We start from the raw sequence: 14,285 nt of genomic DNA, 5'->3' as shown, positions 1-14,285 counted from the left end.
AGCGCGCCGCTGGCCCCTGCTCGACGGTTACTCGGCGGAGCGTCGCGGGAGGGACGCCACGACGCTTTTCACGCCACCGTTCCCACCGTTGGAGCATGGACGTGGACCGCGAGACGTTCGGACTCGACGTCGGGAGCTACATCGGGTTCCACCTCGCCGTCCTCGGCCTGGTCTCCTGGGCGACCGGGCAACCGTTCCTGATTCCGAGCCTCGGTCCGTCGGTGTTTCTCCTGGCCACGCTCCCCGACAGTCGGATGAACTATCCCGAACGCATCATCGGCGGCGAGTGCATCGGCGCGTTGTCCGGGTACGCGGCGTTCCACCTGCTCGTGGGGTCCGTCGGTGCGACGCCGCCGCTGTCGTTCGAAGCGTTCCGGCAGGTCCTGTCGGCGTTCACCGCCACCGTCCTCACGACCGTCGGAACGTACGCAACGAACACCCAGCACCCGCCGGCGTACGCGACGACGCTCATCGTCTCGCTCGGCATTCTGACCCGTCCTCCCCAGATTCTCATCTTCGGAGTCGCCCTCCTCGCGATGGTCGCGGTCCACGAGGGCGTCGGGAAGCGACTGTCGATATGGAATCTCCCGTACGAGAACCGGGGGAACATCTGACCCTTCGGCGTGCGACGAGACGCCGTCCGGGGGCCGAGCCGGCGCGAAGAGCGGTCGACGAGCGTCAGCTCACCCGGGCGGCCGTCCGGCGGAGGGCGGCGACCATCTCGCGGGAGACGACCGACCAGCGGGGTTCGCTGACTCGCTGGGAGCAGTAGTACGCGAACGCGACGAGCACCACCGCGAAGACGGCGTCGGTGACCCAGTGCACTCCGAGATACAGCGTCGAGAAGACGATGCCGGTCGAGAGCGCGGCGACGGTGTAGGCGTACGCGTTCTCGGCCTTCCGCGCGTACAGCGCCGCCAGCACCGACAGGCCGGTGTGGAGGCTCGGGAACGCCTTCACCAGCGTGTCCGTCGAGAAGATGCCGTATTGGATGGCCGGGCTGAGTTCGTACATCAGCGGTTCGACGGTCGTCAGGTACAGCGACGACACCTTGACCGGGAAGAGGACGAAGAAGGGGACCGCCGTCAGCACGAGGATGACGTACGCTACCGCGTACCGCCGGGCCTGCTCCTCGTCGTGGACCTTCAGCTTGAAGTAGGTGAACAGGACGACGAACGGGAAGCCGGCGAGGTAGACGGCGGTGAAGAACATCGTGAGCGGCGTCGAGGCGATGGCCTGGAAGGCGGTCACCGTGGCTCCCTCGATGGCGTAGATGACGCCCGTGAACGTCCGACCGGCGTGGAAATGCAGCGCGAGCGTGTTGACCCCCTGGGTGACGACCCAGGCGACGCCGAGATACTTCCAGTCGGTCCGGAGGAACTCCTTGAACAGTCCCCACAGGCTCGCGTCGCGGAGGAAGACCTGCTTGCCGACGAGCAACAGCAGGACGCTCGGCACCGCCACCAGCAGCGTGAACTGCGTCCCGAGCGGGAGGGCGTGGAAGCGGACGGGGAGGGCAGACAGCATGACTATTCAATAAATGTCACGAGCGTGCCTAAATACTTTATCTATTCTGTACTTCGGTGGTGAGTTTCGGCGTCCTCGGCACGTTTCTCGCCCGTTCGCGCCGGAATCGGCGGTCGTCAGGGGCCGTCGGCGAACCGTTCGCGGGCCGTCCCCGCACTCACCGGGTCCGGGGCGGCTCCGCGTCTCGTGCGCGTTCTTTCGCGCGGCGCACGACTCCCCGCAGCGTCGATATTTCGCGACCGGTGGGGTGTGCGCGGCCGACCAGCCGGCGGACGAGCCGCATCGTCTTGTCGCGTTTCTCCGACGGATGGTCGATGGCCTCGAGCAGTTCGTCGAACCCGTCGTAGAATCCCTCTATCTCTCGCTCGTCGGCGCGCTCGCGTTCCACGTCGGGATGCTGGGTCTCCTCGACGGTCAGCTCCCGGAGTTCGTACAGCGTCACGGTCGCGGCCTGGCCGAGGTTCAGCGAGGGGTACTCCGCGCTCGCGGGGATGGAACACACCTCGTCGACGCGCGCGAGTTCCTCGTTCGTCAGGCCGTTCGACTCCCGTCCGAAGATGAGCACCGTGTCGCTGTCGACCTCGGCGAGGCTGTCGGCGAGGTCCGACGGCGTCCGGAAGGGGAACCGGACGTGCTTGCGAGCGTCCTCGTTGGTCGTCGCGGTGCAACCGACGGTGTGGTAGTCGGCGACCAGTTCGTCGAAGGTCACCGCGTCGTAGTTCGGCAACACGTCCTCGCGGGCCTGGCCGGCGAAGCCGTACGCCTCGCTGTCGCGGTGGAGTTCGGGCGGGTCGACTATCTTCAGGTCGTCCATGCCGAAGTTCTTCATCGCACGCGCGATGGTGCCGACGTTACCGGGCGTCTTCGGCTCGACGACGGCGACGGCGGGTTTCATGAGGGGTAGTCCTGGTCGATGTCCATGTCTCGCAGGTCTATCTCCGTTCGCTCCTCGTCCGGAATCTCGACGTTCATCGCTTCGAGGTCGGGGTCCGGCGGCTCCGGCAGGTCGTCGGGGTCGGTCTCGACGTGTTCGACGCCGACGTATCCCTCCGGGGCGCGCCCGCCGTCGGCGAACCACTCGTGGAACTCGTCCTGAAGTTCCTCCTCGCCGCGGTACCGCTCGCCGCCCTCCTCGAAGTACCAGTAGAGGAAGTCGTTCTCGTGGTCCTCGCAGACGGCGATTTCGGCGAGCGGTTCGCCGTAGACGACCTCGATGACGTTGCACTCTTCTACGTTGGCGTCTCCGTGAATCAGCCAGCAGGCGTCGCAGGGCGACCCGACGAGCGCGGAGAGGCGAGCGAGGCGCTTGCGCGTGTCCGCGTCCATGTCGTCCATCGGACGGTAGTCGCCGTCCTCGGTGAACACCTCCTCCTCGTCGAACCGCCAGCCGCGAACCCCGATGCTCACTTTTCCCATCGTTCCCACGTATCGGCCGCAGCGACAAAAAGAGCGCGTCTACGAGACGAGGGGGCGGGAGACTGCACGACCGGTGGCCCGGTACCGGTCGCGTCCGACGACACCACCGACCGAGAACGAGTCGATTAATACGCGCCCTTCCGGAGGGACCACCTATGACGAACGTCTCGGCCGCCGGACTGCACATTGGTCCGGACCATCCACCGCGCGTCATGGGCGTCCTGAACGTCAGCGAGGAATCGCCGTACGACCCGAGCGTCTACGACGACCCCGCGGAGGCGGCGGCGTACGTCGACGACGAACTCGTCGGCGAAGGCGCGGACATCGTCGACGTCGGCCTGGAGTCGGCGAACAAGCGATTCGAGGTCCTCTCCGCCGAGGAGGAACTGGAACGCCTCGACGCGGCCGTCGAGACCGTCGAGCGCGTCGACGGCGACGCCGTCTTCTCCATCGAGACGCGGTACGCGGAGGTGGCAGAGGCCGCGCTCTCTCGAGGGTTCGACATGGTCAACGACATCTGCGGGTTCGCCGACCCCGACATGGCCGACGTGTGCCTGGCCCACGACGCCCCCGTCGTGAAGATGGCGAGCCCCCCCGACCTCGAACGGCCCGGAGCGATAGCGTCGGTCGACGACATCTACGCCACCCTCGAACGCGACCCGCTTCCCGAGAACGCCATCGTCGACCCGGCGTTCGGTGGCTGGAGCGAGGAGAAGACGCTCGACGACGACCGCGAGACGTTCCACCGGCTCGGCGAGTTCCGCGATCTCGACCGACCCATCCTCATCTCGATCAACCGGAAGAACTTCCTCGGCGACGTCGTCGGACGAGACACCGACGAGCGCCTGCCCGCGAGCCTCGCCGCCACCGCCCTCGCCGTCGAGCGCGGCGCGGACGTCGTCCGAACCCACGACGTCGCCGAGACGGTCGACGCTGCGACCATCGGTCATACCTTCGGTCGCGAGTGCTGACCGGTCGTCGGCTCCCCGTCTCCCTTCCAGCGCCCGACGCCGGCCGCGACGCGAGGGTTTAAATCCGAACGGGCGGCCACCGCCAGTCGTGACCTGACCGACCGTCGCGACGGGGTCGAGGCCGGAGCGCGACGCGCCCCTCGCGACGAATCTCGCCACGCGTTGCCTGCTCGCCTCCCCCGCCGGTGCGTCGACCGCACTCGGCGCGCCTCTCGACCCAGCCCTCGTCACTCCGTCGAACGCCGTCCGGAACGGCGGAAAACTTATGCCGGACGACGCACCAGCGCGATACGAGCCAGAACGCTCCCGTGGGTAGGGGTACACACTGGGTGGCTTCTGGCGCGACACTACCTTCCGAGAGACCATGGACTTCGACACCTGGAACCCCGTCTACGAGGCCATCATCGCCGACTTCGGCTTCGAACGTGTCGCCGACGAGCACGCTCGGGACGTACTCGGCGAGTACGTCGGCCCGTTCGACTACGACCGACTCGCCTTCGTCGACGGGGCGACCGTGGCCATCGCCGGGGCCGGTCCGTCGCTCGAAGACGACCTCGACAGCGTCCGCTCGGCCGACGCGGTCGTCGCAGCCTCTTCCGCCGCCGACGTCCTGCTCGACGCCGGCGTCGCCGTCGACCTGCTGGTGACGGACCTCGACGGCAATCCCGGTACGGCGCGCGCGCTGACCGAGCGCGGCGTTCCGGTCGTCGCACACGCCCACGGCGACAACGTGCCTGCGGTCCGCGAGCACGTTCCGACGTTCGACCGCGAGCACGTGCTGGCGACGACGCAGGCCGAACCTCGTGGACCGGTCGAGAACTTCGGCGGGTTCACGGACGGTGACCGTGCGGCGTTCCTCGTGGACCACTTCGGCGCGGCCGAGCTCGTCTTTCCCGGGTGGGACGTCGACGACTCCTCGGTCGGTCCGGTGAAACGGCGGAAGCTGGCGTGGGCCGAGCGGCTGCTGTACTGGCTGGAGCGACGGCGCGGCGACCGCTTCGCCGTACTGGACGGTCGACGGGACGCTATCGACGCGAGCGCCCTGCCCGAGTGACGACGCCGGAGCTTCTGACGCGACGACAGCGGTCCCGACACCCGGATTTATGCCCCGACACAGCCACTGGTAGCATATGACACACGACTGTTCGTTCCTCGCCGACCTGCTCGACGACGACCAGTTCTCGCTCGGCGACTCCCACCGCGAGGGTCACGCCGGCGACTGGGGAACGCCGGACGACGAGCAGGTCCGTCCCGACGTCGTGGTCTGGCCCGAGTCGACCGACGACGTGTCGGCGGTCCTCGCGGCCGCCGACGACCGCGGTGTTCCGGTGACGCCGTACGCCGCCGGAACGAGTCTGGAGGGTAACGCCACCCCGACACGGGGCGGCATCAGCCTCGACGTGACGCGGATGGATGCCGTGCTCGACGTACGACCGGCGGACTTCCAGGTGGACGTCGAACCGGGCGTGATGGGCTCCGCCGTCGACGAGGCGGTCGCCTCGGAAGGCCTCTTCTTCCCGCCGCTGCCGTCCTCCGGCGACATCTCTACCGTCGGTGGGATGGTCGCGAACGACGCCAGCGGGATGCAGACCGTGAAGTACGGCGAGGTGGCGGACTGGGTGCTCGAGCTGGAGGCCGTGCTGGCCGACGGGTCGGTGATAACGGCCGGGAGCAAGGCGGTCAAGACCTCGAGCGGATACAACCTGAAGGACCTGCTCGTCGGCAGCGAGGGGACGCTGGCGGTCGTCACGCGTGCGACGTTGGAACTGGCCGGTCGTCCCGAGCAGATCCGGGCGGGGCGGGCCCTCTTCTCGTCGCTCGACGACGCGGTCGCCGCGGTCGCCGACGCCGTTCGGTCGGGCGTCGACGTGGCGACGATCGAGTTCGTGGACGCGACCAGCGCGAGGATGGCGAACGCCTACACCGGGTCGGACCTGCCGGACGCACCTACGGTCTTCCTGAAGTTCCACGCCGACCACGGCGTCGAGGAGGAGGTCGCGTTCTGTCGGTCGGTGTTCGAGAGCCACGATGTCGGTCGGTTCGAGGTCGTCGACGGGGACGAGATGGACGACCTCTGGCAGGCCCGGCGGGACCTCGCCTACGCCGTCCAGTCGTACGACCCCCATCTGACGCCGCTCCACCCGGGCGACGTCACGGTCCCCATCAGCAAGTACCCCGAACTGGTCCGGTTTGTGACTGACCTCGCCGACGAACGCGACCTGCTCGTCCCCTGCTTCGGTCACGCCGGGGACGGCAACCTCCACTTCTCCGTGCTCGTCGACGAGCGCGACGACGAACAGGTCGCGCGCGGCGAGGAGGTCCAGGACGCTATCGTGCGCCGGGCCATCGAGATGGGCGGCACCTCGACCGGCGAACACGGCATCGGTCGCGGGAAACGCGAGTATCTCGTCGACGAACACGGCGAGGAGAGCGTCGAGGCGATGCGCCGCGTGAAGCGCGCGCTCGACCCCAACGACACGCTGAATCCAGGGAAGATATTCCCGGAGACGGTCGGCGGCGGACGCGTCGGGGACTGACGGTGTTCAGACCTCGCAGTCGTCCTTGGGGACCTCGCGGTAGTGCTCGCGCCCGGCCGGCGTCCGGGTCCGGACGAGATACGTCTCGTTGGTGAGGTCGAACACCGTCCGTGTCCGGGCCCCAGAGCCGTGTAGCTCCCCGACGAGCGACACGTCGTCCCGGCTCGCCAGTCGGTCGCCGAGACGCCAGCTCACTGGATGTCCGGGCGTCGACTCGCCGACCGACGAACGGTTCGCCTGCGATTCGCGTGCGGGGTCCTCGCGTTCCCCATGTAAACTCATATCACGGCGATGGATGCCCGCGAACAAAACCGTACCGGCTTCCGGTGGCCCTAGTCGTGAACCAGCACGTCCACGACGCTGGGGCCGTCCTCGGCGAGCGCGGCTTCCAGCCGTTCCTCGATGTCGTCGGGCGATTCCACGAAGTGGCCGTTGGCGCCGTGGCTCTCGGCGTTCTTGGCGAGGTCGACGGGCGGGTCGAAGTCCATGCCGACGAACTCGTACTCGTCCTCGTCGCCGCCGAACAGGTCGAGCGTGTTGTCCTTGAGGATGCGGTAGTTGCGGTTGTCCGGGACGACGACCGTGAGGTCCACGTCGTAGCGCGCCGCCGAGTACAGCGAGTGGGGGTAGTAGAGATAGGAACCGTCGCCGACGAAGCCGACGACCTCGCGAGGGTCGTCGCGCTCCGCCTCGGCCATCGCCGCGCCGACCGCCGCCGGGAGGCCGTATCCCAGACCGCCGCCCTTGTTCGAGATGTAGCTCTCGCGGGCGAACGGCCAGCGCGTCAGCAGGGCGTACTTCGCGGTGACGCCTTCGTCGACGACGTAAGCGTCGGGCGCGACCGACCGCATCGCGTCGACGAGTTCCGCCTTCGAGGCGCGGGGGTCGTCGGGAGCGTCGTCCTCGCCGATACCGGCCATCTGCTGCTGGGCGAACGTCTTGAACTGCGCGACGCGCTCCAGTCGCGCCTCGCGCTCCTCGTCGTCGAGGCGGCCCTCGACGCGTTCGGCGACGGCGTCCATCACGAGGCCGAGGTCGCCGACCACGGCGGCGTCGGCCGGATGGTTCTTGCCGACCTGCCACGGCTCGTCGTTCAGGTCGACGACGGTGGCGTCGCTGGGGATGAGTTCGCGCTCGTGGCGGGTCAGCGTCGTGTGGGTCGAACAGCCGGCGAGGACGACGGTGTCGGTGTTCATCGCGGCCGCCGCCAGGTCCTCGTCCGGTGGAACGTACGACACCCACTGGTCGTGGTCGGCGGGGAAGTCGACCTCGCAGGCCAGTATCTCGGCGTGGACGCGCGCTCCCGACGCCTCCGCGAGCCGGACCGCCGCGTCGACGGGGTCGGTGTCGGACCACGCGCCGTGGCGGGGAACGTGGTCCCCGACGACGAACACGGGGTCGTCGGCCTCGACGAGCAGGTCGGCCGCGCGCTCGATAGCCCCGGGGTCGCCCCCACCGGGGTTCTGTATCGGGCCGAGCGATTCCGGGTCGGCCTCGGTCGCGGCCATCGTCACGTCCAGCGGGAGCGCGAGGAAGACGGGACCCGTGGGCGGCGTCGTCGCCACGCGGAACGCCCGGCGGAGCATCGTCGGCAGGGCCGACACGTCGGTCACCTCCGCGCTCCACTTCGTGAACTGCTCGGTCAGCGCTTCGAGGTCGCCGCCGAGGATGGGTTCCTCGTGGCGGAAGTCGAGGCTGTGTGCGCCCGCCGTGACGACCAGCGGTGCGCCCGCGACCGACGCCCCGTAGAGGTTGCCGAGGCCGTGGGCGACGCCGGGGGCGACGTGGAGGTTGACGACGCCGGCGGGCGTCCCCGGTTCTTCGTCGGCGCGGTACCGCCGCGTGCTGGCGTAGCCCGCGGCCATCCCGACCGCGATGTCCTCGTGCGGCGCGAGCACGTAGTCGAGGTCGCTGTCCGCCAGGGCGTTCATGACCGGAAGCTCCGTCGTCCCCGGGTTGCCGAAGACGTACCTGACTCCGTACGCTTCGAGCGCGTCGACGAACAGGTCCGCTCCGGTGTGAGATTCTGGCATACCGGTGCGTCATCGCGAGACGACAAAAGGATTGGTCGCCGGCGGCCGAGGAGGGGGTTGGATATTTCTACAACTATACGCAAATACGTGGTCTAGAAATGCAGCCAATAGCGGAATTTTAAAGTGTAGGGGTCGGCTAGGACTGATACCAACCTCGCAGAGGTGATCGAAACGATGAATCTCTCTCACTACCGAAACACCGCACTGTTCGCGCTCCTCGCCATCGTCTGGGGTACCTCCTTCACTGCCATCGAGACCGGCCTCGAAGCCTTCCCGCCGATCCTGTTCGCCGCGTTACGCTACGACATCGCCAGCGTCGCCATGTTCGCGTACGCCGGGATAGTCGGTCTGCGCCGCGCTGACTACCAGTGGCGACCGACGACGCGCGCCGACTGGCGAATCGTCGCGGTCGGCGGCCTGCTCGTGTTCGGCCTGCACTTCGCGCTCCTGTTCGTCGGCCAGCGGTACGTCACCAGCGGCGTCGCCGCCGTCGTCCTGAGCCTGACGCCCGTCGTCACGCCCATCTTCGCCTTCGTCCTCCTCCCGAACGAGCGCCTCGCCCCCGTCGAGGCGCTCGGCGTCCTCCTCGGCTTCGCCGGCGTGGTCGTCATCGCGCGTCCCAGCCCAGGAGCGCTCGACGGAACGCTGGTCGGCGTCGGTCTCCTGTTCGGCTCCGCGGTCGTGTTCGCGCTCGGCGCGGTGCTGACCCAGCGCATGCCGACGACGCTCCCGACCGTTCCGCTGCAGGCGTGGATGATGCTCGTCGGCGCGGCCGTCCTCCACGCGCTGGCCGCGGTCATGCCCACGAACACGCCGGTCTCTCCCACCCCGGCCGCGCTCGCGTCGCTGGGCTACCTCGCGCTCGCCGCCAGCGTCGGCGGCTTCCTCGTCTACTTCGACCTGCTCGAACGCCTCGGCCCGAACGAGGTCAGCCTCGTCAACTACGTCGTCCCCGCCGTGGCGACGTTCGCTGGCTGGCTCCTGCTCGGCGAGTCCGTCGCCCCGCAGACGATGTTCGGATTCCTCGTCATCCTCGCCGGGTTCGTGCTGCTGAAGTCGGCCACCCTGAAGCGCCGCGTCGTCGCGCTCCGGCGGCCCACCCGCTCGATCCCCGAGTCGTCCGCCGACGACACCGTCGTCGTGGACAAGAACGCCTACTACCACGACCGGGAGTCGACCGCGGGGTCCGCCGACTGACGCCCGAAACGTCCCAGTCGCACGTCTCACCGCCCCTGCGACGTATCACCGAATCCTTAATGGACTGTCCTGCAGAACGTACGCCCATGTACGACGAGGACGACTTGGCGGAGATTCGGCAGTCGCGGGACGAGTGGGAGGAGGAAACCCTCGACCCGACGCTGGAGCGGTTCGGCGAGCGCAAGGACCGCTTCGCCACCGTCTCGAACCTCGAAGTCGACCGCCTCTACGACCCCTCCGACGTCGAGGACGTGGACTACGACGAGGACCTCGGCTTCCCCGGCGAGGCACCCTACACCCGCGGCGTCTACCCGACGATGTACCGCGGTCGAACCTGGACGATGCGACAGTTCGCCGGGTTCGGCACCGCCGAGGAGACCAACGAGCGCTTCCACTACCTCATCGACGAGGGCCAGACCGGTCTCTCGACGGCGTTCGACATGCCGAGCCTGATGGGCATCGACTCCGACGACCCGATGTCGGCCGGCGAGGTCGGCAAGGAGGGCGTCGCCGTCGACACCCTGCGGGACATGGAGATACTGTTCGACGGCATCGACCTCGACGAGGTCTCGACCTCCTTCACCATCAACCCGAGCGCGCCCGTCATCTACGCGATGTACATCGCCCTGGCCGACCAGCAGGGCGTCCCGCGCGAGGAGATTCGGGGGACGCTCCAGAACGACATGCTGAAGGAGTTCATCGCCCAGAAGGAGTGGGTCGTTCCGCCGGAGCCGAGCCTCGACGTGGTGACCGACACCATCGAGTTCGCCGTCGAACAGACGCCGAAGTTCAAGCCCATCTCCATCTCGGGCTACCACATCCGCGAGGCCGGGTCGACGGCGGTCCAGGAACTCGCGTTCACGCTCGCGGACGGCTTCGCCTACGTCGAGGACGCGATGGACCGCGGCCTCGACGTCGACGAGTTCGCACCCCAGCTCTCCTTCTTCTTCAACTCCCACAACTCCATCTTCGAGGAGGTGGCGAAGTTCCGCGCCGCCCGCCGCATCTACACCGAGGTCATGGAGGAGTGGTACGGCGCGGAGGCCGAGGCCAGCAAGCAACTGAAGTTCCACACCCAGACCGCCGGCCAGAGCCTGACCGCCCAGCAGCCGCTGAACAACATCGTCCGGGTGACCATCCAGGCGCTCGCGGGCGTGCTCGGCGGCACCCAGAGCCTCCACACCAACAGCTTCGACGAGGCGCTGGCGCTGCCCAGCGAGCAGGCGGTGCGGGTCGCGCTCCGCACCCAGCAGATAATCGCCGAGGAGAGCGGTGCGGCGGACATCATCGACCCGCTCGGCGGGAGTTTCGCCGTCGAGAGCCTCACCGACGAGGTCGAGGAGAAGGCGATGACGTACATCGAGGAGATAAAGGAGATGGGCGACGGCTCCGTCCGCGACGGCGTCCTGGAGGGCATCGAGCGGGGCTACTTCCACCGCGAGATACAGGACTCCGCCTACGAGTACCAGGAGCGCGTCGAGGAGGGCGAGGAGGTCGTCGTCGGCGTCAACGAGTACCAGATCGAGGAGGACACGAAGCCGGACATCCTCCAGGTCGACGAAGACACCCGGGACCGCCAGCTCGAACGCCTCGAAGCGGTCAGGGAGGAACGCGACGACGACGCGGTCGAGGAGACCCTGGCCGCGCTCGAAGACGCGATTCGGGACGACGAGAACGTCATGCCCTACATCGTCGACGCGGTGAAGGCGTACGCCACGATGGGCGAGATTATGGACGTGTTCCGCGCCGAGTACGGCGGCTACCAGGAGAAGGTCGGACTGGCCTGACGACGCCGCCCCGTTTCGCTCGACCGTAGTTGACGCCGCGACAGAGCCGCCCTTTTCGCCGGCGCACGTCGAGACAGATTTATAATAGTATATAGAAAAAGACACGTCGTGAAACAGAGACGAAAACTGGTCGTGGCGGTCGTTCTCGTCGCTCTCGTAACGCTCGCGGGCTGTACGACGGGGCCCTCCGGCGATTCGTCCGGGGACGACCGGACGACCACCGCGACGGACGTAGCGTCGACCACGACGACCACGACGCTCGACGACCTGACGTACCCCGACGGAGCGAGCGACGAGGCCGTCGAGAACGCCACGGCGCTCGCCGAATCGCACATGTCGACGATAGGCGACCGGGGGTACGTGGTCGAAATCGACGTCTCTCACTCGTCCGACGGGGAGTCGGGAACGAGCACGTACGTCGTCGAGCACGACGCCGAAACCGGCGAGACGTACGAACGGTCGTCCACCTACGGCGGAGAACGCACCCTCGCGTACGCGAACGGGAGCGGCGTCTACGAGAAACGCGGCACGGACGACGTGACGTACGAAGTGCGCCGGACCGAGACCGGCGACGACCTCGCGAGAAACGACATCGTGACCGCGGTCCGACCGCTGCTGGGGGCCGGCGAGTTCGAGGACCCACGCGTCGCGTCGTGGAAGGACCGGACGCTCGTCGAGTATCGACTCGACGACGTCGCCAACGACACCCGCCTCTTCGACCCGGAGACGGTGACGAACGCGTCGGGGTCGGTGCTCGTCGACGAGCAGGGCGTCGTCCACCGCGTCTCGGTGAACGTCACGCAACGGGTTGACGGTACCGAACAGCGCACGCAGTTCGAGTACCGGGTGAGCGAACTCGGCGACGTCGACGTCGAGAAACCCGGCTGGGTGAGCGAGGCGGTCGAACGGCACGAATCCGACGACGACCCCGATGCGCGGGTCTCGAACCGCGTGCAGGTCGTCTCGGCCTTCGGGAACGTCACCGAGAGCGAGCGCGTCGACCGCGTCACGCTCACCGTGATGCGCGCGGCGGGGTCCGACGACGTCGACCTCTCGACCGCCACCGTCGAGTGGATCGGTCCCGAGACGGCGACGACGCTCACGTACGGCGAACGCGCGTCGGCGAACCGCTTCGCGGTCGAGGCCATCAAGGACCCCGACGGTTCGGTGCCGGTCCTAAACGGTCAGGACGACCGGTTCACCGTCGTCCTGGACGCCTCGGAAATCGGCGGCGCACTCGAGGAGGGCCAGGCGGCCCAGCTCAAGATAACCACCGAGAGCGGTGCCGTCACGATATATCGAATCACCGTGCCGACGTCGCTGGCGGGCGAGTCGGCGGTCACGGTGTAACCACCGTCCGGCGTCCTCCGCGGTCGACAGTTCGCGGGTGCGTTTATGATGGACGCGAAGAAACCGTTCCGGTATGCGAGTAGCCGTTCTGACGGTCGGCGACGAGATTCTGGCGGGGGACACGGTGAACACGAACGCCACGTGGCTCGCCACGCAGGTCGACGAGCGCGGCGGGTCGGTGCGACGCATCCTCACCGTTCCCGACGACCGGTCGGTCATCGCCGAGACCGTCCGCGACTGGCACGCGGCGTTCGACGCGGTCGTCGTGACCGGCGGACTCGGCCACACGCCGGACGACGTGACGATGGACGCGGTCGCGGCCGCGCTCGACCGGGACCTCGCGGTCGACGACGAGGTTCGGGACCGGCTCCGGGAGAAGGCCCGCGAGTTCGTCGCGGAGAACCCCGAACTCACCGACGAGTACGACCTGGAGATGGACCTTGACGCGGCGGCGACGCTGCCGGCGGGGAGTCGCCCGCTGCTCACGGACGCGGGCTGGGCCCCCGGCTGCGTCGTCGAGAACGTGTACGTCCTGCCGGGCATCCCGGAGGAGATGAAGGCGACGTTCGCGGTCGTCGCGGACGAGTTCGGCGGCGACGCGGTCGCCGAGACGCTGTACACCCCCGCGCCGGAGGGGGCGCTGGGTGGAGTCCTCGAAGGCGTCCGCGAGCGGTTCGACGTCGCGGTCGGGAGCTACCCCGGGCGGGACGGCGACCCCGGCCGGCTGAAGGTCACCGGTACCGACCCGGACGCCGTCGCCGACGCCGCGGCGTGGCTTCGCGACCGCGTCGAAGTGGTCGAGTCGGACGAGGAGTAGCCGTCCGTCGAACGAATCGCCGGTTCGACGAATATATGTGCGGTTATTTATACGTTAGAAACCAGTCACTACCAAAACCAACCGAAGGATGGGGAATCTTTATGCATTTCCTTAAGGGACGCTAGTATGGATATGCCAGACGATACCGTGGAACTCGAGGCGCGCCTGGAGGAAGCCGAGACCTTCGAGCCACCGGAGTCGTTCGTCGAGCAGGCGAACGTCTCGGACGACTCCATCTACGAGGAGTTCGAGCAGAACTGGCCGGACTGCTGGGAGCAGGCCGCCGACCTGCTCGACTGGGACGACGACTACGACACGGTGCTGGACGATTCGAACCCCCCGTTCTACGAGTGGTTCACCGGCGGCTCGCTGAACGCCTCGGCGAACTGTCTCGACCGCCACCTCGCCGAGCGCGGCGACGAGGCCGCCATCGAGTGGGTCGGCGAACTCGGCGAGACGCGAACGTACACGTACGAGGAGTTACATCGCGAAGTCAACGAGTTCGCGGCCGCGCTGCGCGACCTCGGCGTCGAGGAGGACGACGTCGTCACGATGTACATGCCGATGGTACCGGAACTCCCCATCGCGATGCTGGCGTGCGCCCGCATCGGCGCACCCCACAGCGTCGTGTTCGCGGGGTTCTCCGCGGA

At 68.0% G+C, this 14,285-nt stretch carries 14 protein-coding genes; 9 read left to right on the top strand and 5 right to left on the bottom strand.

Going from position 1 to position 14,285, the window contains the following annotated elements; translation table 11 throughout:
* Positions 1-95 precede the first annotated feature (95 nt).
* A complete protein-coding gene (locus ACTF4R_RS09340) occupies positions 96-614 on the top strand; it encodes an HPP family protein (protein ID WP_440007593.1) in 519 nt (172 codons plus the stop codon).
* 64 nt (positions 615-678) lie between these two features.
* Here ACTF4R_RS09340 and ACTF4R_RS09335 read toward each other — a convergent pair whose 3' ends face one another.
* The 3 genes from ACTF4R_RS09335 to ACTF4R_RS09325 form a co-directional block, all read right to left on the bottom strand.
* Positions 679-1,527, bottom strand: a complete 849-nt coding sequence (locus ACTF4R_RS09335; RefSeq protein WP_440007592.1) for a phosphatase PAP2 family protein — start codon at positions 1,525-1,527, stop codon at positions 679-681.
* Between the two features lie 157 nt (positions 1,528-1,684).
* Positions 1,685-2,422 carry an RNA methyltransferase gene (locus ACTF4R_RS09330; RefSeq protein WP_440007591.1) on the bottom strand — a complete coding sequence of 246 codons (738 nt, stop codon included), beginning with the start codon at positions 2,420-2,422 and terminating at the stop codon, positions 1,685-1,687.
* On the bottom strand, positions 2,419-2,943 hold the full coding sequence (locus ACTF4R_RS09325) for a DUF8114 family protein (RefSeq protein ID WP_440007590.1): 525 nt from the start codon (positions 2,941-2,943) through the stop codon (positions 2,419-2,421). The genes ACTF4R_RS09330 and ACTF4R_RS09325 overlap by 4 nt, the downstream gene beginning before the upstream one ends.
* A 155-nt stretch (positions 2,944-3,098) precedes the next feature.
* Here ACTF4R_RS09325 and folP point away from each other — a divergent pair, with 155 nt between their 5' ends.
* The 3 genes from folP (at position 3,099) to ACTF4R_RS09310 (ending at position 6,451) form a co-directional block, all read left to right on the top strand.
* Positions 3,099-3,914 (top strand): dihydropteroate synthase, encoded by an 816-nt coding sequence (gene folP / locus ACTF4R_RS09320; RefSeq protein WP_440007589.1) that lies wholly within the window; start codon positions 3,099-3,101, stop codon positions 3,912-3,914.
* 364 nt (positions 3,915-4,278) lie between these two features.
* Positions 4,279-4,968: a 6-hydroxymethylpterin diphosphokinase MptE-like protein gene (locus ACTF4R_RS09315; RefSeq protein WP_440007588.1), complete on the top strand. Its 690-nt coding sequence runs from the start codon at positions 4,279-4,281 to the stop codon at positions 4,966-4,968.
* Positions 4,969-5,044: 76 nt separating this feature from the next.
* Positions 5,045-6,451, top strand: a complete 1,407-nt coding sequence (locus tag ACTF4R_RS09310; RefSeq protein WP_440007587.1) for an FAD-binding oxidoreductase — start codon at positions 5,045-5,047, stop codon at positions 6,449-6,451.
* 6 nt (positions 6,452-6,457) lie between these two features.
* Here the strand turns inward: ACTF4R_RS09310 and ACTF4R_RS09305 are convergent, their stop codons facing one another.
* Positions 6,458-6,733, bottom strand: a complete 276-nt coding sequence (locus ACTF4R_RS09305; protein WP_433624750.1) for a hypothetical protein — start codon at positions 6,731-6,733, stop codon at positions 6,458-6,460.
* Between the two features lie 50 nt (positions 6,734-6,783).
* A complete protein-coding gene (locus ACTF4R_RS09300) occupies positions 6,784-8,484 on the bottom strand; it encodes a thiamine pyrophosphate-binding protein (RefSeq protein ID WP_440007586.1) in 1,701 nt (566 codons plus the stop codon).
* Positions 8,485-8,658: 174 nt separating this feature from the next.
* Between ACTF4R_RS09300 and ACTF4R_RS09295 the strand changes: the two genes are divergently transcribed.
* The 5 genes from ACTF4R_RS09295 to ACTF4R_RS09275 all read left to right on the top strand — a co-directional run.
* A complete protein-coding gene (locus ACTF4R_RS09295; protein WP_440007585.1) occupies positions 8,659-9,681 on the top strand; it encodes a DMT family transporter in 1,023 nt (340 codons plus the stop codon).
* Between the two features lie 86 nt (positions 9,682-9,767).
* A complete protein-coding gene (locus ACTF4R_RS09290; RefSeq protein WP_440007584.1) occupies positions 9,768-11,468 on the top strand; it encodes a methylmalonyl-CoA mutase family protein in 1,701 nt (566 codons plus the stop codon).
* Between the two features lie 108 nt (positions 11,469-11,576).
* Complete coding sequence (locus ACTF4R_RS09285) at positions 11,577-12,818, top strand: DUF7537 family lipoprotein (RefSeq protein WP_440007583.1); 1,242 nt, start codon at positions 11,577-11,579, stop codon at positions 12,816-12,818.
* A 73-nt stretch (positions 12,819-12,891) separates the two neighbouring features.
* Entirely contained in the window at positions 12,892-13,635 is a 744-nt protein-coding gene (locus ACTF4R_RS09280; RefSeq protein WP_440007582.1) for a competence/damage-inducible protein A, read from the top strand.
* 132 nt (positions 13,636-13,767) lie between these two features.
* Positions 13,768-14,285: AMP-binding protein (locus tag ACTF4R_RS09275; RefSeq protein ID WP_440007581.1), on the top strand; the 518-nt coding region annotated here is incomplete at its 3' end.

The organism is Halomicrococcus pelagicus, from assembly GCF_051917725.1.
In the GTDB taxonomy this organism is placed as follows: domain Archaea; phylum Halobacteriota; class Halobacteria; order Halobacteriales; family Haladaptataceae; genus Halomicrococcus.
Note: the sequence above shows the minus strand (reverse complement) of the source record. Positions and strands in the feature narration are given on the sequence as shown.